Source organism: Streptomyces bacillaris (assembly GCF_003268675.1).
GTDB classification, from domain to species: Bacteria; Actinomycetota; Actinomycetes; order Streptomycetales; family Streptomycetaceae; genus Streptomyces; species Streptomyces bacillaris.
The window spans coordinates 1,864,893-1,886,078 of the sequence record NZ_CP029378.1 but is presented as its reverse complement, the minus strand read 5'-3'; the positions used below and the strand labels follow the sequence as shown (position 1 = coordinate 1,886,078).

Annotated in this window: 16 protein-coding genes; 13 read left to right on the top strand and 3 right to left on the bottom strand. The window is 70.3% G+C overall.

Going from position 1 to position 21,186, the window contains the following annotated elements; translation table 11 throughout:
- Window positions 1-83: 83 nt before the first annotated feature.
- Window positions 84-794, bottom strand: coding sequence for a hypothetical protein (locus tag DJ476_RS07510; protein WP_070200425.1), 711 nt, complete (start codon window positions 792-794; stop codon window positions 84-86).
- Window positions 795-868: 74 nt separating this feature from the next.
- Window positions 869-2,230, bottom strand: coding sequence for a type VII secretion protein EccE (eccE, locus tag DJ476_RS07505; RefSeq protein WP_181006687.1), 1,362 nt, complete (start codon window positions 2,228-2,230; stop codon window positions 869-871).
- A gap of 183 nt (window positions 2,231-2,413) precedes the next feature.
- Here eccE and eccB point away from each other — a divergent pair, with 183 nt between their 5' ends.
- The 7 genes from eccB to DJ476_RS07470 all read left to right on the top strand — a co-directional run bounded on the left by eccB (window position 2,414) and on the right by DJ476_RS07470 (window position 9,456).
- Window positions 2,414-3,946, top strand: coding sequence for a type VII secretion protein EccB (gene eccB, locus DJ476_RS07500; protein ID WP_112492466.1), 1,533 nt, complete (start codon window positions 2,414-2,416; stop codon window positions 3,944-3,946).
- Window positions 3,943-5,193, top strand: a complete 1,251-nt coding sequence (mycP, locus tag DJ476_RS07495) for a type VII secretion-associated serine protease mycosin (RefSeq protein WP_112490151.1) — start codon at window positions 3,943-3,945, stop codon at window positions 5,191-5,193. Before eccB ends, mycP begins: the two co-directional genes overlap by 4 nt.
- Before the next feature lie 129 nt (window positions 5,194-5,322).
- Entirely contained in the window at window positions 5,323-5,775 is a 453-nt protein-coding gene (locus DJ476_RS07490) for a hypothetical protein (protein WP_112490150.1), read from the top strand.
- The gene (locus tag DJ476_RS07485) at window positions 5,772-7,397 is read left to right on the top strand and encodes a hypothetical protein (RefSeq protein ID WP_112490149.1); all 1,626 of its coding nucleotides are present in this window, start codon (window positions 5,772-5,774) and stop codon (window positions 7,395-7,397) included. The genes DJ476_RS07490 and DJ476_RS07485 overlap by 4 nt, the downstream gene beginning before the upstream one ends.
- A gap of 28 nt (window positions 7,398-7,425) precedes the next feature.
- Window positions 7,426-8,685 carry a S8 family serine peptidase gene (locus tag DJ476_RS07480; protein WP_112490148.1) on the top strand — a complete coding sequence of 420 codons (1,260 nt, stop codon included), beginning with the start codon at window positions 7,426-7,428 and terminating at the stop codon, window positions 8,683-8,685.
- A 74-nt stretch (window positions 8,686-8,759) separates the two neighbouring features.
- Window positions 8,760-9,122 carry a WXG100 family type VII secretion target gene (locus DJ476_RS07475; protein WP_018488792.1) on the top strand — a complete coding sequence of 121 codons (363 nt, stop codon included), beginning with the start codon at window positions 8,760-8,762 and terminating at the stop codon, window positions 9,120-9,122.
- A 34-nt stretch (window positions 9,123-9,156) separates the two neighbouring features.
- Entirely contained in the window at window positions 9,157-9,456 is a 300-nt protein-coding gene (locus tag DJ476_RS07470) for a WXG100 family type VII secretion target (protein ID WP_103421454.1), read from the top strand.
- Between the two features lie 191 nt (window positions 9,457-9,647).
- On the opposite strand, the gene eccCa is transcribed toward DJ476_RS07470, so the two are convergent.
- Window positions 9,648-13,622 carry a type VII secretion protein EccCa gene (gene eccCa, locus DJ476_RS07465; protein ID WP_103421453.1) on the bottom strand — a complete coding sequence of 1,325 codons (3,975 nt, stop codon included), beginning with the start codon at window positions 13,620-13,622 and terminating at the stop codon, window positions 9,648-9,650.
- Between the two features lie 315 nt (window positions 13,623-13,937).
- On the opposite strand from eccCa, the gene eccD reads away from it, so the two are divergent.
- The 6 genes from eccD (at window position 13,938) to DJ476_RS07435 (ending at window position 21,175) form a co-directional block, all read left to right on the top strand.
- On the top strand, window positions 13,938-15,440 hold the full coding sequence (gene eccD, locus DJ476_RS07460) for a type VII secretion integral membrane protein EccD (RefSeq protein WP_103421452.1): 1,503 nt from the start codon (window positions 13,938-13,940) through the stop codon (window positions 15,438-15,440).
- A gap of 245 nt (window positions 15,441-15,685) precedes the next feature.
- Complete coding sequence (rpsO, locus tag DJ476_RS07455) at window positions 15,686-15,976, top strand: 30S ribosomal protein S15 (RefSeq protein ID WP_014048684.1); 291 nt, start codon at window positions 15,686-15,688, stop codon at window positions 15,974-15,976.
- Window positions 15,977-16,275: 299 nt separating this feature from the next.
- A complete protein-coding gene (locus tag DJ476_RS07450; RefSeq protein ID WP_103421451.1) occupies window positions 16,276-18,489 on the top strand; it encodes a polyribonucleotide nucleotidyltransferase in 2,214 nt (737 codons plus the stop codon).
- A complete protein-coding gene (locus DJ476_RS07445) occupies window positions 18,486-19,865 on the top strand; it encodes a M16 family metallopeptidase (RefSeq protein WP_112490147.1) in 1,380 nt (459 codons plus the stop codon). The genes DJ476_RS07450 and DJ476_RS07445 overlap by 4 nt, the downstream gene beginning before the upstream one ends.
- A gap of 31 nt (window positions 19,866-19,896) precedes the next feature.
- Entirely contained in the window at window positions 19,897-20,649 is a 753-nt protein-coding gene (dapB, locus tag DJ476_RS07440; RefSeq protein ID WP_112490146.1) for a 4-hydroxy-tetrahydrodipicolinate reductase, read from the top strand.
- 10 nt (window positions 20,650-20,659) lie between these two features.
- Complete coding sequence (locus tag DJ476_RS07435; protein ID WP_103421449.1) at window positions 20,660-21,175, top strand: tetratricopeptide repeat protein; 516 nt, start codon at window positions 20,660-20,662, stop codon at window positions 21,173-21,175.
- The last annotated feature ends 11 nt before the right edge of the window (window positions 21,176-21,186 follow it).

The window sequence follows — 21,186 nt, the reverse complement described above, 5'->3', positions numbered from 1 at the left end:
GATCGAACTGTCGAACTGCCTGTGGTGCTGCGTGGTCCATGCTCCCTGGCGGGAGGGGGCCATGAGGTGCGAACGGAGAGGAATCAGTCCATCCGGCGAGCGGTGCCCAGCAGACCCGTCTCCGCGTCCGTCGCGCTCGTCATCACCCAGTGGTGCTCGCGCCCCGCCACCCAGAGCGTCACCCCGTCCGCCAGTGTCGGCAGCGCCTCGCTCTCGGCCCGGGCGAGCCCCAGGATGCGGCCGATCTGCTCGGCCTCGTCGGGCGAGACCCGCTGGATGCCCACGAGCGCCGACGAGCGCATCAACCGGGGCGCCACGGGGCTGAGATAGGGGAGCAGCGTCAGCACGGACTGCCAGGGGGAGGAGATGACCCGGCCGCGGGGCGGCCGCATACCGCAGTCCCGGATCACCACCACGGGGCTGCCGACCGTGGCGCCCGTCGGCGGGACCCGCCCCACGTCGTACAGGGAGACGCACTCGAGACCGGCGCCCGCCGCCTGGGCCAGCGTGGTCCAGGCCTGGACCCGGCCGGTCTCGACCGCCACCCGGGCGCCGGTGCCCGCGGCCCGCAGCGCCAGCACCTGCGCCGTCCACAGTCCGCCGATGAGCAGGACGTCGTACGGGACCGGGCGGTGGAACCCGATCAACTGCGGGCGCCCCTCCGCGTCGTCGCCGATGATCACGCCGTCGTCACCGACCGGGAGCGACAGGGCGCCCAGATGGTCGGTGGGCACGGTGTGGCCCGCGTGGCGGGGGCCGAGCAGCCCGCGCCTGGCCCCGATCCGCTCCGTCACTCCGCGTCCGCGCCCCACAGCCGCGCCCCTTCCTGAACTGTCTCTCCCCGAACCGTCCCTCCTCGCCGTGCCCCTCACCGGGCCCCTCCCAGCGGGAGCGTCGCCAGCACACCCGGCAGCTGTTCGCGGTCCAGCCGCGCCAGCCCGACCTTGGCGTGCCGGGCGGCCTGCTCCAACGTCCTGCGTACGCCGACGAGTTCGGTGTCCGACCCGCCGGTCACCCGGACATGGCCGCTGACGCTCGTCTCACCCTGCCGCGCTCCGCGCCGTACGGTCAGGCTGAAGGTCGTGGCGTACGCGGGGACCGACGTCAGCAGCGCGACCAGCTGCGGGAGCGGCGTCGCGCCCCGGCCCAACTGGGGCCAGCGGTCCACGGCGTACGTGGTGTGCCACCGGTCGTCGCACCGCCAGACCCGCGAGGTCTCCATCGTGCGCCGCTGCGGCGCGGCGTCCGGACGTCCGGCGCGGCCCGAGAGCAGGGGGTTGGCGCAGGCGGACGTGGCGACGGCCGAGTTCAGCCCGTCCTGGTCCAGAACCACCGCCCGGAACCCGGCCCCCGTGATCCGGCTCGCCACATGGTCCGCGGCCCGCACCAGGGCACGCTGGGCCCCCTCGATCCCGCCGCCGCGCGCCTCGATGGCCTCCCGGCACAGCTCCGGATCCAGCTTCACCGCCACCCAGGTCATCCGGAGCGCGGGCGCCCCGGTCCTGTCCTGAAGGGGCCCGTAGGAGAGGCGGGCCACCGACTGCTGCGGCAGATGGGGCGCGGGAGCGGCCCGTACCTGCTGCACCAACTGCGCCGACTCCAGCACGATGTCGTCGACCTGGAGGGCGTCCCCGAGCAGCGACAGCGGGAGCGAACGGGCACCGAACGCGGGCCGCAGCGCCTCACCGCTCGCCTCCACCCGGACCGCGGCGGTCAGGAAGGTGCCGTCACCGAGCATGCCCACCGTGCGGTGGTCCCGGTCGACATAGATATAAGGAGCGAAGCCGGGGACGTTCTCCGCGACCGGGGCGAGCATGGGCTCCGCGTCGGGGCCCGCCGCCGCGGCCGCCCGCCGCCGGGCCTTCAGCGTGAGGGCGCCCGACAGCCAGTCCTGGAGCGCGCGGCCCCGGCGGCGTACCACCGCGAGCAGCACCAGCAGCACGGTCAGCACCCCGGCGGGCACCAGCCACGCACCGCCCAGCACCGCACCCACCACGGCCACCACGAGCGCCGCCTCGATGATCACCAACTGCCGCCGCAGGGGCCGCACCCGGTCGGTGCGCGCGATGGCGCGCAGGGTGGTGGCCGCGGGGGTGCCCGACGCGGTGTCCGGCGTGGTGGCGGGGGCTGCGGCGGCAGGCCCGCCGCCACCGTTGCTGCGTTGCCGCCGGGAAGAACCGGAGGCCCGGCGACCGGACCGCCCAGTACGCTCGCGCGTGGCTGCACCCATTGCCGCGTTGCCCCCTCGTGTCCCGTATTCGCCGTTTTCCGTACGGGTGTTGATCGGTTGGTCACCCTACCTGAGCAGTGGGGGCCGAACCCCTGGGGGCATAGTAGGGGCCCGGTGCGACAGCGGGGGCCGACGGTGCGTATGGCACCCTGGTCGACCATCGGGGAGAAGGGGCAGCGGAACATGGCATCACGGCGGGACGAGCTCAACGCCTACACCTTTGCGAAGCGAAGGCTGATCGCACAGTTCCTGCAACCCAACCCGACCGGCTCCGAGGAAGGCGCGCCGCGCCCCCTGCGCGCGGTCCTGCCGGGAGCGATCATCGGCGTCGTCGTCCTCGCCGGCTTCGGCGCCTGGGGCATGTTCAAGCCGGTGGCCCCCAAGGGCTGGGACACCCCGCACGAGAACGTCATCATCGCCAGCAAGTCCACCACCCGTTATGTGGTGTTGACGACCAACGGCAAGAAGCAGCTCCACCCCGTCCTGAACATGTCCTCGGCCAAGCTCCTGCTCGCCCAGGACAAGGGCACGGTCGTCAACGTCGACGAATCGGTGCTGGACAACGGCACGATCCCGCACGGCGCGACCCTCGGCATCCCGTACGCCCCCGACCGGCTGCCCGACCCCAAGGACGCCGGGGCCGCCAAGCGGTGGGCGGTCTGCGAGCGGCCCGGCGAGGGCGGCCAGGCCATCCAGAAGGCGGCCTTCGTCCTCGCCGAGCGCGAGAAGAACAAGACCGAGGGCGCCTCACGGCTGCGCGGCGGCGAGGCCATGTACGTCGAGGGGCCCGCCCCCGACCGGACCCGCTATCTCGTCGACGCCGTAGGCAAGGCCTACCCGCTCCCCGACGACGAACTGCTGCTGCGCACCCTGGTCGGCCAGAACGCCAAGCCCCAGCGCGTCTCCGCCGCCTGGCTGGCCACGCTGCACCGCGGCGACCGGATCACCTTCCCCACCCTGGACGGCAAGCCGGGCGACCCGGCGAACGCCCCGGGCACCCTGGACGCCGCCACCAACAAGGTCGGCATGGTCCTGGCCGCCACCGCCGGAACCAGGACCCAGAGCTATGTCGTCCTGCCCGGCAGGGTCGCCCCGGTCTCGGACTTCATCGCCAAGCTCCTGCTCAGCAGCCGGGACCTGTCGACGCTCGGCCAGGCCGGCCGGGAGAAGCCGGTGAGCGCCGCCGACTTCTCGCCGGGCCAGGCCTTCGGCGCGGAGCTCGACTGGCCCGCCCACGAGCCGAAGCCCGTCAACTCACCGGACGTCGGGAAGGGAAGCCGGAACACCGTGTGCAACGTCCTGCGCGACGTCGACGCCGACAACGGCGCCACCACCCTCTCGACCTGGGTCGGTACGGGATTCCCGGCGACGCTCCCCACCGGCTCCTCCAGCGCCTACGTGACCCCCGGATCGGGCGAGTTCTTCCGCCAGTTCAAGGGCTCGAAGACCGACGTGGGCTTCCTCTTCCTGGTCACCGACACCGGCCTGCGCTACGCGATGCAGTCCAACAGCGACAGCGGCCAGGACGACTCCGGCATCGGCGCCTCCGGCTCGGAGAAGGAGCAGCAGGCGCGCCGCCAGGAGGCGCAGCAGGCACAGAACCTGCTCGGCTACAAGGACGTCGACCCCACCCCGGTACCGGCCGTCTGGTCCACGTTCCTGCCGACGGGCCCCAGGCTCTCGACGGGCGCGGCGAGCCAGCCGCAGGGCTCATGAGGACGGCGGGTCCGGGTACGGGCCGTCTCCTCAAGGTGGCGACGGCGGCAAGCCTCCTCCTGGTAGCCCTGCCGCTCCCCACGGCGGCGGCGGACGACGCGACGCAGTGCACGTTCCCCTCGAAGATGTACGCGGGCCGCCCCTGGTCGCTGCAGCGCGTGCTGATGGACGAGCTGTGGAAGCAGTCCACCGGCAAGGGGGTACGGGTGGCGGTCATCGACACCGGCGTCGACGTGAAGAACCCTCAGCTCACCCCGGCCGTGGACGTCAAGGCGGGCCGCAACCTGATGCGGAAGGACCTCAAGACAAAGGACGGCCGGAAACTGGAGCGCGGCAAGGAGGACGGCACCACGGACACCGTGGGCCACGGCACCAAGGTCGCCGGCATCATCGCCGCCCGCGAGGCGAAGGGCACGGGCTTCACCGGCCTCGCCCCCGACGCCACGATCATCCCGATCCAGCAGAACGACGCCGAGGGCAACGGCACGGCCGAGACCCTGGCCGAGGCCATCCGCTACGCCGCCGACAAGGCGGAGGCCGACATCATCAACATCTCCCAGGACACCGCCGACGCCGTGGCACCGACACCGCTCCTGAAGCAGGCGGTCGAACACGCCCTGTCCAAGGACATCGTGGTCGTCGCGTCGGCGGGCAACGACGGGGTGGACGGCAAGGTGAAGCCGACCTACCCGGCCTCGTACGAAGGCGTCCTGGCCGTCGCCTCCTCGGACCGGAACAACGAACGCGCCTACTTCTCCCAGGGCGGCGGGTTCGTCGGCATCGCCGCCCCCGGCGTGGACATGATCTCCACCGTCCCCGGCGGCGGCCACTGCGCCGACAACGGCACCAGCTTCTCCGCCCCGTACGTCGCCGGGGTCGCCGCCCTCATCAAGGCCAAGCACCCCAAGTGGACGCAGCGTCAGATCGTCGCCCAGATCCAGCAGACGGCGGAACGCTCGGTGGCGGGCCACGACCGCCACGTCGGCTGGGGCGTCGTCGACCCGGTGCGCGCCCTGACCGAGGACGACAAGCCCATCGACCGCCCGGTCGCCCGCGAAGGCATGAGCAAAGGCGAAGCCCCCACCCCGGCCGAGTTCCACCTGGGCGAGACGGCCGACGAACGCAACGCCCGCCTGGCGACGTACGTCGTCGTGGGCGGCGGCGTCCTGGTGGCCGCCATCGCCGGTGCGGCCGTGGCCGTACGGGACAGGAATCGCCGCATGAGGCGGGTGGCGGGCGGCGGTTGACGCATGAGACAAGTCACGTGGCAGCCAACCCGATTGGCCCGGCGCCACGCAGTGACTAGAGTTGCCGGATGAGATGGGCTCCGACCGTGTCGATGCGATAGCAACGCCGAACGGTCCGAGCAAACGGGGATGCACAACGGGGAGGACGGCACTGTGACCGGTCCAGGCGGTGATCTCAGGCGTGGTGTAGGCGCGCTGGAGACCTTCAAGAAGCGGGTGGACGCCGTACTCGCGGACCTCGAGGGCTCGGCGGCCGGCAAGTCGAAGGTGGCGGCACAGACGGTGTCCCGCGCCTCCTTGAGCGGCCCCAACGCCCGCTTCGCCGAGGCGGACGGCCTCTACACCCAGTACAACCGCGTCCACGAGTCCCTGGTCTCGCTCTCCAAGTCGCTCGGCGACCAGATCGAGTACCTGAGCCTGGGCGTGCACGCGGCGGCGGTCGGGTTCGACAATGTGGACGACGACACGCGGCGGCGGTTCCACGAGATCCAGACGCGGATCGACAAGGAACACGCGGAGGCTGCCAAGCAGAAGCAGCGCAGTGACGACGGTCGGTCCGGGTCCGGGTGGGGAGCGGAATGAGCGACGAGAAGCAGCCGGAACTGACCCCGGCGGAACAGCAGAAGCAGGACGAGGGTCGCGTCAGGGCCCAACTGGTCGTCACCGACGCGACGGAGCTGGGCAAGAAGGTCCTGAACCTCTTCGCTCCCGGCGGCGGCAGCACCGGAGGCCGTACCTCGTTCGAGGGACACGACCTCAACGCCATCATCGATCTGGTGGAGAACTCCAACCCGGCGGACCTGGAGAACGCGGGCGAGGCGCTCTGGAAGGCCAGGGACGCGATCCGGAGCGCGGCGAAGGATCTGGGCGACTACATCGACAAGGTCGACTGGCAGGGCGAGTCCGGCGAGGCCTTCCGTAAGTGGGGCAAGGGCCTGGTCGGCCACGCCACGAAGCTCAGCGACTTCGCGGACGCGGCGGGCACGCAGATCACGGTGGCGGGCACGGGCCTGGCGTCGGTACGCAATTCCATGCCGCCGCGCGACCGCCGGATGATCCAGACGGACGTGGACGACATCCTGTTCCCGGCCCGGACCCAGACCAACCCGGTGTACGCGGAGGCCATGGCGGTGGAGAGGAACCGCCAGGAGGCCATCAACCAGATCAACCGGCTGGCGTCGTACTACGCGGTGTCGGAGGAAGTGCTGGCTGCGCAGGAGCCGCCGCGGTTCGATCAGCGGCTTGGTATCGATGTCCCTAGGCCAGTCGGCAATGGGGAGCAGAACGTATCAGCGGGGTTGTCGTCCGGCGGTACCGAAACTCTGGGTGCGGATAGGGCCGCGCCTGTCGTGTCGGAGCGCGCAGTACTAGGCGGATCGCCTGGCGTCGGCAGCCAGAGTGGCCGGTCCCCGGCCGAGGTTCTTGGACCCGCGCCTGTGCTGGACGGGAGAGTAGGGACGGAGATCAACAGCGTCGCTCCCCCGACTGTTCCGAACACACTTACCACCACGGCGCCGCCCACTCCGCCGGTTGCCAATGGGCCAGGACCGAACGTACCGACGCCGCCCATGGTGACCAGCTTCGGTAACCAGGTACCGGCAGGTCCCCCGCGGTACACAGGGGCATCGGGCGGACCCCGGTCGGTGAACCCGGTGGGGGGTGGCCTGGGGAAGGCCGCCCCCATGGGCGCTGGCCCCACCACAGCCAGAGGGGACGCGGGCATGCCCGTCGGTCGGCCGAGCCCCATGGCCAGTGGACCATCAGCAGCGGGGCGTATCGGCGGAGGGACGCAGCCGCCCATGGCGGGTCAGTCCGGGGTCATGGGCGGCCGCCCCACCGCGGCTCCCGGTGGTACAGCCGTGCCCGGGAGCTCTCGTACGGGACAGGGCACCGGCATCGTGGGCGGCACACCGCAGCGGACTGTTTCCGGTGTGTCCGGGATGGGCGGAACTCGTGGAGTCCCGCGAGGAACGGTAATCGGTGCACCCGGCGCGAGCGGCAGTACGCCCCGAGGGGCGTCAGGCTCCGGTGCCAAGGGCTTCACTGCTGGTGGTGCAGGCCTGGTTCGTGGCCCTGCTGCTCGGCGGAAGACCGACCGGGAGGATGAGGAGAACACCGGGTCGACTCGTCCGGACTACCTGACGGAAGACGAAGAAACATGGGCGTCGCGACGGCGTGGAGCCGTGCCGCCGGTGGTCGAGTAGTAGCCCCAGGGAAGGTTCTGAAGTCGGAATGACAGCGGGAATGGGCTGGTCCCAGAAGCGCATGTTCGGCGCATTGGCTATGGCTGCTTCGTGGAGCGTGGTCTTTGCCGGGGCAGCGCAGCCTGCCACAGCTGCGGATGTGCAGTCGAAGCAGTGGTACCTCACTGCCATGCAGGCCGAGGAGATGTGGAAGGTCTCCACGGGCGAAGGCGTCAAAGTGGCTGTCATCGACACAGGCGTCAACCGATCCACCCCGTCCCTGCAAGACCAGGTTCTGAAGGGCACTGACGCCACAGCGGCCGAGGGAGACGAGAACGACGACTACAGCGGCCACGGTACGACGATGGCTGAGTTGATTGCCGGAACAGGAAAAGGTGGCGGACTCAAGGGGCTTGCCCCAGGTGCCAAGATTATCCCGATCCGAATCAGTGACGACAAGTTTCAGAAGAATCTCTCTTTGAGTGCCACTGAATGGGCGGACGCTATTCGGGCTGCGGCTGACAGTGATGCCAAAATCATCAGCATGTCGTTTGGTGGAGAGTTCGGTCTGGATCGGGAGAGGGAAGCCGTCAAGTACGCGGAAAGTAAAGGCAAGCTCTTTTTCGCCAGCGTTGGAAACAATGCGGAAAAGGGTAACGATGAAATCTATCCGGCTTCGTACCCTCAGGTTGTAGGGGTCGCCTCGGCCGATAAGGAGGGGAAGGTCTCAAAGTTTTCGCAGAACGGAGACTCTGTAGATATTGCCGCTCCGGGAAGTGACATTCCCCGCTGGTGCGATAACTCCTTCCAGAAGTACTGTGACGGGATCGGCGGAACCAGTTCCGCCACCGCCATCGCCTCCGCCTCCGCCGCCCTCGTCTGGTCCGCCAACCCCGACTGGACCGCCAACCAGGTCCTGAACGTGCTCTTCGACACGGCTGGAAGGGACTGGGAGAAAGGCACTCTCAGCAGGTACCTCGGCCACGGCCTCATCCGCCCCGCGATGAACATCCTCAAGGGCAAGGGCGATCCCGGGGACCCCGACATCAGCCCGCTCACCAACGAGCGCACCACCGGCTCCCCGGCTTCACCGGCCGCCTCCGAGCAACCCTCTACCTCCGCCTCCGAACAGCCCGCCCAGAGCGGCAAGGGCAGCGAGGCCGACGAAACCGTCGCCGCAGGCGACAGCAAGACGTCGGCGTCGGATGACGGCGGCGCCCCCCTAAGCCTCATCCTCGGCGGTATCGCAGGCGTGGCCGTCCTCGGAGGAGTGGTCTTCGCCCTCGTCCGCAGACGCGGCGCGGCCTGACCACAGGTTCCTCACATGTACCGGCCGGTGAGCCATGCCGGCCCCGCACCATCAACTGGCAGGAAAGGAAAGCCATGTCTGCAGATCAGAAGGTCTCAGCCGAAGCCCTTCTCAGGCTCGAGAACGCTCTCACCGAGAGGTTCGACTCCGTGAAGGGCCAGCTCCGGCAGCTGCACGCGACGATCGACAGCCTGGAAGGTGCCTGGAAGGGCATCGGGGCCGGTCACTTCAACCAGAAGCAGACCCAGATCAACAACGCGATGGTCGGCATCGGCAACGAGCTGCTCCGCTTCCAGGAGGCCATCAAGGCCGCCCGTACGATCTCGGGCAACACCGAGGACGAGATCAAGGCCGCCCTCATGGGCGTCGACGTCGTCGACGGCTACTCGGGCGACGCCGCGGCCACGGCCCGGACCTCGAACCTGAACAACCTCTGACCGGCATTCCCCAACTCGACTGAAGGAGGACCACATGGCCGCCAACGACGGTACGACGGTCGTCACTTATGCCAGCCTCGACCTCGCGGCCGCGTCCATCGACCGCCAGGCCAAGCAGCTCGACCAGGACCTCAAGGCGATCAAGGCGATGATCGCCTCGGTCTCCGAGCTGTGGGAGGGCGAGGCCAAGTCGGCCTACCGCTCCGCGCAGACGCGGTGGGACACGCAGGCGACGGGCATCCGGGAGAACCTCTCGCAGATCTCCCGCGCCGTGCGCGAGGCGGAGACCGCCTACCGCAGCGGTGACAAGCGGGCCGCGGCGAACTTCCAGTAGCCGATCAGAGCTGACTGGTAGTCGATCCAGCAGCCGATCAGGGAGCTGACCGGCAGCCCGACCCGCAGCCGATCAGGCAGCGGCCGGCAGCCGATCCGGCGGGAAACAGACCGCAAAGAGCGAACAGCAAACAACACATCAGGGTGGACACGCGCGGGAGGTGTCCACCCTGATGTGCTGCACGGGCCCGCCTACTGCCCCTCCACCAACCCCGTCTGCACCAGCGGATTCCCCCGCCGCCGCGTGATGAAGACGCCCCGCCCCGCCGGCATCGGCCGCGGCCGTACGCCGCCCAGGATGTCCCCCTCCATCGGGTCGCCCGACAGCAGCACCCCCTGCGCGCCCAGCTCCGTCATGCGCTGGAGGAACGGGTCGTACAGCGCCCGGCTCGCCCCCGCCGTGTTGCGGGCGATGATGAAGCGGACGCCCACGTCACGGGCGAACGGGAGCAGCTCCGTGAGGGACGCCAGCGGGTTGCCGCTCGACGTGGAGACCAGGTCGAAGTCGTCGATGACCACGTAGACCGCCGGGCCCCGCCACCAGCTGCGGTCCCGCAGTTCCTGGGCCGTGACGTCGGCGGACGGGGTGCGGCGCTTCATCAGGTCGTGGAGCGCGACCATGTGGTGGTCCATGTTGTTGGACATGGGGATGTACTCCGCCAGATGCGACGCCGGGGTCACGTCCAGCAGCGAGCGCCGGTTGTCGACGACGAAGAGCTTGCAGGCGTCGCCCTCGTACCGCTCGGTCAGCTGCTTGATCAGCAGCCGCAGCAGGTTGGACTTGCCGGACTCGCTCTCGCCGAAGATCAGGAAGAACGGGTCGTGGTCGAAGTCCAGGAAGACCGGTTCGAGGTTGTTCTCGTCGATGCCGAAGGCGACACCGCGCTCCGGAACCGCGTGACCCGCCGGGAGTTCCGCGGCCGGGAGCCGGCGCGGGAGGAGACGGACCTGCGGGGCCGGGGCCGCCGTCCAGTGGCGGGAGACCTCCGCGTTCATGGCCGCCGTCGCCTCGGACAGATCGCTGTCGGAGTTGATGCCGTCGATCCGCGGCACCGCAGCCATGAAGTGCAGCTTCTCCGGGATGAGCCCGCGCCCCGGCACCCCGGCCGGCACGTTGGCCGCGACCTTGCGGTCCAGCTCGGAGTCCATGACGTCACCGAGCCGCAGCTCCAGGCGGTTCATCAGGTGGTCCTTGAGGCTGGCCCGGACCTCCAGGGAGCGGGACGCCGTGACGATCAGGTGGATGCCGTAACCCAGGCCCCGCGCCGCGATGTCCACAGCGGCGTTCTCCAGCGCCTCGTAATCCGTACGGAAGTTGCCCCACCCGTCGATGACCAGGAAGACATCGCCCCACGGCTGGTCCGCCACCGAGATCTCGCCGCGCGCCCGCATCCGCCGGAAAGTGGCGATGGAGTCGATGCCCGCGCTGCGGAAGTACTCCTCGCGCCGCGCCATGATCCCGTACACCTCCGCGACCGTACGGCGCACCCGCTCGGGGTCCAGACGCGAGGCGACCCCGCCGACGTGCGGGAGGCCCGCGATGGCCGAGAGGCCGCCGCCACCGAAGTCCAGCCCGTAGAACTGGACCTCCTCCGGGGTGTGCGTCAGCGCGAAGCCCGCGATGAGCGTCCGCAGCAGGGTCGACTTGCCCGACTGCGGACCACCGGTGATCTGCATATGGCCCGCCGCTCCGGAGAAGTCCCGGTACAACGTGTCGCGTCGCTGCTCGAACGGCTTGTCGATCACACCCAGCGGTACGACGAGCCGCCCCGCCCCCTCGAACCCGGGCTGCGTCAGCCCGCGCCCCGGGACGGCCGAGAGCCCCGGCAGGATCTCGTCCAGCGTCGGCGGGTTGTCCAGCGGCGGCAGCCACACCTGGTGGGCCGAGGCGCCCCGCCCCTCCAGCCGCCGCACGATCACGTCCAGCACCGTGTCCGCCAGCGCGTCGTCGTCCCCCGACCGCTGCTCCGGCACCCCGCCCCCGGCCTGCGGGTCCGGCTGCACGTACCGCACCGGCACCGGCGCCGCCGTGAACGCGACCGGCCTCCGGTCCACCGGCAGAGGCCCTCCGGCCATGGCCGCCTGCCGGTCACCCGCCCGGTACACCCCGGAGACGTAGGCGGCCTTGAACCGCACCATCTCCTCCGTACCGAACTTGAGCAGGCCGGAACCCGGCACGTTCGGCAGGTGGTACGCGTCCGGTACGCCGATGGCCGCCCGGGACTCCGCCGCCGAGAAGGTCCGCAGACCGATGCGGTACGAGAGGTACGTCTCCAGCCCGCGCAGCCGTCCCTCCTCCAGCCGCTGCGACGCCAGCAGCAGATGCACGCCCAGCGACCGGCCGATGCGCCCGATCTGCACGAACATGTCGATGAAGTCGGGCTTCGCCGTCAGCAGCTCGCTGAACTCGTCGATGACCAGGACCAGCGAGGGGATCGGCTGGAGCGGCGCACCGGCCGACCGCGCCTTCTCGTAGTCGTGGATGTTGGCGTAGTTGCCCGCGTCGCGCAGCATCTCCTGGCGCCGGTTCAGCTCACCGCGGATGGAGTCGCCCATGCGGTCCACCAGCGTCAGGTCGTCCGCCAGGTTGGTGATCACCGCGGCCACGTGCGGCATCTGCGCCATACCGGCGAAGGTCGCACCGCCCTTGAAGTCGGCGAGGACGAAGTTCAGCGTCTCCGAGGTGTGCGTCACCGCCAGGCCGAGCACCAGCGTCCGCAGCAGCTCCGACTTGCCGGAACCCGTCGCCCCCACGCAGAGCCCGTGCGGGCCCATCCCCTCCTGCGCCGCCTCCTTGAGGTCCAGCATCACCGGAGCGCCGCCCTCGCCGACCCCGATCGGCACCCGCAGCCGCTCCGCCTGGGAGCGCGGCCGCCAGGTCCGGCTCACGTCGACGGAGGCCGCGTCCCCCAGGTTCAGCAGATCCGTGAACTCCAGGTTGGCCAGCAGCGGTTCGTCGTCGTCCCCGCCCGTCGCCATGTGCAGCGGCGCCAGCTGCCGGGCCAGCGCCTCCGCCGCCTCGTGACTCAGCAGGTCCGGCACCCCGTCGTAGACGAGCCCGTGCCCCGACTCCAGCCGGAGCGACTGCGGCTGCACCACCACGGAGAGGCCGCCACGCGCCCCCTGCACCTCGCCCGGGACCACCTCGATGACCGTCACGCCCTGCAGCCCCTCCGCCGAGGCCAGCACCGACATCGGGGGCACCGAGTCGCCGTCCAGGACGACCACGATGTGCGGCTGCTCCAGGAGCGGCGGGCCGCCGGGCTGGAAACGGGGGCGCCCGTCGAGCCGGGCCGCCAGCTGCTGCTCCAGCTCCAGGACGCTGCCGGTGATCAGACGGCGGCTGCCGGCCCCGTCGGCCGACGACCTGTCCTGTACGTGGGGGAGCCACTTGGCCCACTCCCAGTGCGGGGCCGCATCGGCGCCCGCCGCGACGCCGATCACCAGGTCCTCGGGGGAGTGCAGCGAGGCCAGCGCGCCGACCATCGCCCGTGCCGAGGCGCGCGCGGAGTCCGCGTGGCCGCTGACCGTCAGGTGGTAGAACGCCCGCAGCGACACCGCCATCGGCAGCCCGTCCAGCGTGGAGTGCGTCGTCAGGAACTGCTGCATCGCCCCGGCCGTCAGCGGCTCCAGCTCGTCGACCGGCGCCGTCTCGGGGGCGACCAGGGGCGTCGCCAGCTCCTGGCTGCCGAGCCCGATCCGTACCTGCGCGAAGTCCCCGTCACCGACCCGCCGCTCCCACACCCGGCTGCCCTCGGCGACCAGCGCCCACAGCTGATCGGGGGAGGGGTGCAGATAGAACTGCGCGTCCCGCTGCTTGCGCGCGGTCTTCAGCACCGTCCGCCGGGTCTGCGTCAGGTACTTCAGATAGTCCCGCCGCATGTCCGCGAGCTGGCCCTGCGTACCCCGCCGGAAACGCACCAGCATCGCGATGGCCATGGCGACCGTCGAGGCGATCATGATCACGCCCATGATCCGCATGATCGGGTTCGGCGTCATGAAGAAGAAGACGACCGAACCGCCCATGCCCAGCATCGGCAGGAGCTGCATCAGCGCGCCCTCCTGCTGACCGCGGGGCAACTCCGGCGGAGGTTGCAACTGCACCTGTTCGACCGGCACTTCGGAGGGCAGGGCCCGCGGTGGGCGCTTGACGACGATCTGGCTCACAGCTCACCAATTCCCTTGCCGGACGGAACTGTTCCTATCGGCGCCCCCGTGGCGACGGGCTCCATCCGCGCGTTGGATCCTACTGGCGGAGCGGGGACCCCATGGCGGTAGGGTGTCGCGATGCGTATACGCATCCGCTAACTACCGCAAGAACGCTAACTACCGCAAGAAGACGGTCATTCGGGACGCGGGGCGAAATGCGCGGCTCTGAAGGGTGTTTCCGGCGCAAGCCCCGGAAACCGAGCCATAAGCAACCGGGCAATGAGCATCAGCGCGCGAAGTGCCGAAGCACACAGGGGGAGCAGCAAGGTGACAATGACGGACCGGACGGCAGCCACCACGAGCGGCCGCCCCAGCCACGGCGCCGCGTCCGCCGGCGGCACCGGCTTCTGCCGGGTCACCGTCGTCGCCCCCGACAGCCGGGTCGACGTGGCCCTGCCCGAGGACGTGCCCGTCGCCGACCTCTACCCCGAGATCCTCCGCCTCTCCGGCCAGAGCCCCGCCCCCGGCGCACCCGTCGGCTACCACCTCGTACGCCGCGACGGCACCGTCCTGGACAGCTCCCGTACGCTGGCCGGCCACCGCATCCTCGACGGCGAACTGCTCTCCCTGCGGCCCTTCTCCGAATCGCTGCCGCCCGCCGTCTTCGACGACGTCTCCGACGCGGTCGCCACCGCCGTCGCCAAGGACCGCACCCTCTGGGGCGACTCCCTCATGCGCGGCGCCGGACTCTTCGGCGGCTCCGTCCTGCTCTGCCTGCTCGGCTTCGTCCTCTGGACCGCCGACCCTCGCCACGACATGCACGGACTCCCCGGCATCCTGGCCGCCGTCGTCGCCGTCCTCCTGCTCGCCCTCGCCTGCGTCCGCGCCCGCGTCTACGACGACCGGGGCTCGGCCATCGCGCTCGGCACCGGGGCCATGGTGAACGCGGCGGTGGCCGGTTCCGGGCTGCTCACCCTCTCCGCGGGCCAGGGTGTGGGACGGCTGCAGTTCCTGCTCGCCTGCGCCGCCGTCCTGGTGGTCTCGGTCATCCTCATGATCACCGCACCCGGCGGTGACGGCCCGTTCGTCGCGTTCGTCTTCGCGAGCGCCACCGGCCTCGTCGTCACCTTCATCGCGATCACCGCCGAGCTGAAGCCCACCGAGGCCGCCGCCGTCTGCGCCCCCTTCGCCGTCGGCGCCCTGGCCTTCCTGCCCGGCCTCTCCACCCGCTTCGCCCGCCTCCCCATCGGCTTCGAACCGCCCCGCTCCGCCGTCGGCGACTACGGCACCGGCGACCAGGCGCCCCAGGGCCCGGTGGACGCCGCCCGGATCGCCGCCCAGGCCCGCCGCGGCCACGAGCTGCTGCTCGGCCTGGTCGGCGGCTGCGCCCTGGTGGCCGTGGCGGCGGCCGCGGTGCTGGGCTTCTCCGACAACGTCTGGGGCCAGCTCCTCGCCCTGGCCACCGGCGTCGCCATGCTGATGCGCGCCCACCTCTTCCGCTACACCGCCCAGGTCGGCTGCGCCCTCGCCGCCGGTCTCGGCTCCCTCGTCCTCCTCGGCCTCGGCCTCTCCCTCAACCCGCCGCTCACCCTGGTGCGCGACGCGCTGCGCGGGGACGGTGCCGGACTCGACCTCCGTACGGTGTGGCTCGCCGCCGCCGTCGCGGGCGTCGCCGCCCTGATCACCGCCATCGGGCTGATCGTGCCGCGCAAGGGGGTCACCCCGTTCTGGGGCCGTTTCCTGGAGATCGCGGAGACGGTCGTCCTGCTCACCCTGCTCCCGCTCTGCCTCGCGGTCTTCGACGTCTACCGCTCGATCCGCGCCCTGACCAGCTGACGCCGTACCGTCCGCTCCGGGCCCTCACCGGCGCACCGCCGGAGCGGACCGTGGCCGACCGCCGGAGTGGGCCGTCCGGGTGTGACCCGAATGGCTGGTACTCTGACCAGTGGCCGTTTGTGTACGCCTCTCCGGATCATCCTGGGGACTGCGCTCATCGGACCTTCGCCTCCGAGTCACGGAAGCTCCCCTGAGAACAAGACCAGGGGCACTCGTGGGCGCTTCGAACATCAAGAGGAGTACGCGTGCCGCTCGACGCCGCTACGAAGAAGCAGATCATGGCCGAGTTCGCCCAGAAGGAGGGTGACACCGGATCCCCCGAGGTCCAGGTCGCCATGCTCTCCCGCCGGATCTCGGACCTGACCGAGCACCTCAAGACGCACAAGCACGACCACCACTCCCGTCGTGGTCTGCTGATCCTGGTCGGCCAGCGTCGCCGCCTCCTGCAGTACCTGGCCAAGAAGGACATCCAGCGCTTCCGTGCGCTGGTCGACCGCCTCGGCATCCGCCGTGGTGCGGCCGGCGGCGCCAAGTAAGTACGCCGTGGAGAGGGAGCGGTTCCCGAGTCTGAGGGGACCGCTCCCTTTGCCGTACGTGCGCGACCGGTGTCAAGCTCAGTAATCTGGACACCGGAACACCTGTAACACCACGCAACACCCACGCAATGCCAGGGAGAGGCGCAGCGACGCCGCCGCCGGTCCTCGGTAGTGGCCCCCGGGAACATGCCCGGGAGCTTCGATCGAAGACCGGCCCGCACACACGGTGCGCTTCTCCCGCACCGTCCTCCGCCACACGGGCGGGAGGACGAAAGACGACGAGTATGGAGAAATCACTAGTGGAGAACGAGACCCACTACGCCGAGGCCGTCATCGACAACGGCACGTTCGGCACCCGCACCATCCGCTTCGAGACGGGCCGCCTGGCCAAGCAGGCCGCCGGCTCCGCCGTCGCGTACCTGGACGACGACACCATGGTGCTGTCGGCCACCACCGCCTCCAAGCGGCCCAAGGACAACCTGGACTTCTTCCCCCTCACGGTGGACGTCGAGGAGCGGCAGTACGCCGCGGGCAAGATCCCCGGCTCCTTCTTCCGCCGCGAGGGCCGCCCCTCCGAGGACGCGATCCTCACCTGCCGTCTGATCGACCGCCCGCTGCGCCCCTCCTTCAAGAAGGGCCTGCGCAACGAGATCCAGATCGTCGAGACGATCATGGCGCTCAACCCCGACCACCTGTACGACGTGGTCGCGATCAACGCCGCCTCCTGCTCCACGCAGCTCGCGGGCCTGCCCTTCTCCGGCCCGATCGGCGCCACCCGCGTCGCCCTGATCAAGGGCCAGTGGGTCGCCTTCCCGACCCACACCGAGCTCGAGGACGCCGTCTTCGACATGGTCGTCGCCGGCCGTGTCCTGGACGACGGCGACGTCGCGATCATGATGGTCGAGGCCGAGGCCACCGAGAAGACCATCCAGCTCGTCAAGGACGGCGCCGAGGCTCCCACCGAGGAGATCGTCGCCGCCGGTCTGGAAGCCGCGAAGCCCTTCATCAAGGCGCTCTGCAAGGCCCAGTCGGACCTGGCGTCCAAGGCCGCCAAGCCCGTCGGTGACTTCCCGGTCTTCCTGGACTACCAGGACGACGTCCTGGACGCGCTGGCCAAGGCCGTCACGCCCGAGCTGAAGCAGGCGCTCACCATCGCCGGCAAGCAGGAGCGCGAGACCGAGCTGGACCGCGTCAAGGAGATCGCCGCAGAAAAGCTTCTGCCGGCGTTCGAGGGCCGCGAGAAGGAGATCTCCGCCGCCTACCGCGCGCTGACCAAGAAGCTGGTCCGCGAGCGCGTCATCAAGGACAAGGTCCGCATCGACGGCCGTGGCGTCACGGACATCCGTACGCTCGCCGCCGAGGTCGAGGCCATCCCGCGCGTGCACGGCTCGGCGCTCTTCGAGCGTGGCGAGACCCAGATCCTGGGCGTCACCACCCTCAACATGCTCCGCATGGAGCAGCAGCTGGACACCCTCTCCCCGGTGACCCGCAAGCGCTACATGCACAACTACAACTTCCCGCCGTACTCCGTCGGTGAGACCGGCCGCGTGGGCTCGCCCAAGCGCCGCGAGATCGGCCACGGTGCGCTCGCCGAGCGCGCCATCGTGCCGGTCCTCCCGACCCGCGAGGAGTTCCCGTACGCGATCCGCCAGGTCTCCGAGGCGCTGGGCTCCAACGGCTCGACGTCCATGGGCTCGGTCTGCGCCTCCACCATGTCGCTGCTGAACGCCGGTGTGCCCCTCAAGGCCGCCGTCGCCGGTATCGCCATGGGTCTGATCTCGCAGGAGATCGACGGCAAGACCCACTACGTCGCCCTCACCGACATCCTCGGTGCGGAGGACGCCTTCGGCGACATGGACTTCAAGGTCGCCGGTACGAAGCAGTTCGTGACCGCGCTCCAGCTCGACACCAAGCTCGACGGCATCCCCGCCTCGGTCCTGGCCGCCGCGCTGAAGCAGGCCCGTGACGCGCGTCTGCACATCCTGGACGTCATGAACGAGGCCATCGACGTCCCGGACGAGATGTCCCCGAACGCCCCGCGGATCATCACCGTCAAGATCCCGGTGGACAAGATCGGTGAGGTCATCGGCCCCAAGGGCAAGATGATCAACCAGATCCAGGAGGACACCGGCGCCGACATCACGATCGAGGACGACGGCACGATCTACATCGGTGCGCAGCAGGGCTCGCAGGCCGAGGCCGCCCGCGCCACGATCAACGCCATCGCCAACCCGACCATGCCGGAGGTCGGCGAGCGCTACCTGGGTACGGTCGTCAAGACGACCACCTTCGGCGCGTTCGTCTCGCTCATGCCGGGCAAGGACGGCCTGCTGCACATCTCGCAGATCCGCAAGCTCGCCGGTGGCAAGCGCGTGGAGAACGTCGAGGACGTGCTCGGCGTCGGTGCCAAGGTCCAGGTCGAGATCGCCGAGATCGACTCCCGCGGCAAGCTCTCCCTCATCCCGGTCATCGAGGGTGAAGAGGACGAGAAGAAGGACGACACCGACAAGTGACGTCCCGTAGTTCCGCGACGACGGCCCGCCCCTCCTCCGGGGGGCGGGCCGTCGCCCGTACCCAAACGCTTCTCCAGGGCAGCAACGGCATCGGAACCGTCCGCAGGACCGTCCTCCCCGGCGGTCTGCGGATCGTCACCGAGACCCTGCCCTCCGTCCGGTCCGCCACCTTCGGCATCTGGGCCAACGTCGGCTCCCGCGACGAGACGCCCACGCTGAACGGCGCGACCCACTACCTCGAGCACCTCCTCTTCAAGGGCACCGCCAAGCGCACCGCCCTCGACATCTCCTCCGCCATCGACGCGGTCGGCGGCGAGATGAACGCCTTCACGGCGAAGGAGTACACCTGCTACTACGCGCGGGTCCTCGACACCGACCTGCCGCTCGCCATCGACGTCGTCTGCGACATGCTGACCGGCTCGCTGATCGCCCCCGAGGACGTCGACGCCGAGCGCGGCGTCATCCTCGAGGAGATCGCGATGACGGAGGACGACCCGGGCGACTGCGTGCACGACCTGTTCGCGCACACCATGCTCGGTGACACCCCCCTCGGCCGCCCGGTCCTCGGCACCGTCGACACGATCAACGCCCTGAACCGGGGCCAGATCGCCCGCTTCTACAAGAAGCACTACGACCCCACGCACCTGGTCGTCGCCGCCGCGGGCAACGTCGACCACGCCACGGTCGTACGCCAGGTCCGCCGCGCCTTCGAGAAGGCCGGCGCCCTCTCCCGTACGGACGCGGTGCCCATGGCCCCCCGCCAGGGCTCCCGCACCCTGCGCACCGCCGGCAAGGTCGAGCTGCTCAACCGCAAGACCGAGCAGGCCCACGTGGTCCTCGGCATGCCCGGCCTCGCCCGCACCGACGACCGCCGCTGGGCCCTCGGGATCCTCAACACGGCCCTCGGCGGCGGCATGAGCTCCCGCCTCTTCCAGGAGGTCCGGGAGAAGCGCGGCCTGGCCTACAGCGTGTACTCGTACACCTCGGGCTTCGCGGACTGCGGCCTCTTCGGCGTCTACGCGGGCTGCCGGCCCAGCCAGGTCCACGACGTCCTGAAGCTCTGCCGGGACGAGCTGGACCGGGTCGCCACCCACGGCCTGGCCGACGACGAGATCGCCCGCGCCATCGGCCAGCTCTCCGGCTCCACGGTCCTCGGCCTGGAGGACACCGGCGCGCTGATGAACCGTATCGGCAAGAGCGAACTGTGCTGGGGCGAACAGATGTCGGTGGACGACATGCTGGCCCGTATCGCGGAGGTCACCCCCGACGACGTACGGGAGGTGGCGGCCGAACTCCTCACCCACCGCCCCTCGCTCTCGGTCATCGGCCCGCTCAAGGACAAGCAGGCGGACCGCCTCCACGAAGCGGTCTCCTAACTCCCAAGCGCTCGCACCTAAGGAATCAAAGATGAGCAAGCTGCGCGTAGCCGTTCTCGGTGCTCAGGGCCGGATCGGCTCCGAGGCCGTACGGGCCGTCGAGGCCGCCGAGGACCTGGAGCTGGTGGCGGCCCTGGGCCGGGGCGACAAGCTGGAGGCCCTCGCCGAGGCGGGCGCCCAGGTCGCCGTCGAGCTGACCACCCCCGCATCGGTGATGGGCAACCTCGACTTCTGCGTCCGGCACGGCATCCACGCCGTCGTCGGCACCACGGGCTGGACCGACGAACGGCTCGCGCAGCTGAACGGCTGGCTGGACAACTCCCCGGAGACCGGCGTCCTCATCGCCCCGAACTTCTCCATCGGCGCGGTCCTGACCATGAAGTTCGCGGAGCAGGCCGCCCGCTACTTCGAGTCCGTCGAGGTCGTCGAACTCCACCACCCCAACAAGGTCGACGCCCCCTCCGGCACCGCGACCCGCACCGCCCAGCTCATCGCGGCAGCCCGCGCGAAGGCGGGCAGCGCCCCCCAGCCGGACGCCACCACCACCGCCCTGGACGGCGCCCGCGGCGCGGACGTCGACGGCGTCCCGGTCCACGCGATCCGGCTGCGCGGCCTGCTGGCCCACCAGGAAGTGCTGCTCGGCGGTGAGGGCGAGACCCTCAGCATCCGCCACGACTCCCTCCACCACAGCAGCTTCATGCCGGGCATCCTGCTCGGCGTCCGCCGCGTGGTGACCACTCCCGGCCTCACGTTCGGCCTGGAACACTTCCTCGACCTGAACTGACTGGTCCCCCATGCGCGCAAAGATCACCTACTTCGTCACGGCCGCCGTCCTGGTCTTCTACTTCGTCCTGGTCGGCAGCCGGGGCGTGATGCTCATCCGGCACGGCACCCTGCTCACGGTCACGTTCGGCATCGCCGTGCTGATCCTGCCGGTGATCGGCGTCTGGTTCCTCTGGAAGAACACCCAGTTCGTCCGCCGTGCCAACGTGCTCGCCGCCGAACTGGACGCGCAGGGCGGCCTCCCGGTCGACGACCTGCCCCGCACTCCGTCCGGCCGTATCGAGCGCGACGCCGCCGACGCGGCCTTCGCCAAGCGCCGGGAGGAGACGGAGGACGCCCCGGACGACTGGCGCGCCTGGTTCCGCCTGGCGGTGGCGTACCAGGACGCCAGGGACACCCCGAGGGCCCGCAAGGCGATGCAGAGGGCGATCGCCCTGCACAAGTCGACCCCGAATCCGGCTGGTCCGGTGCTCAAGGACACCGAGTCCAGCCCGTCCTCCGCACCCTCCAGCCCGTCCGGCACTTGAGGACAAGATCC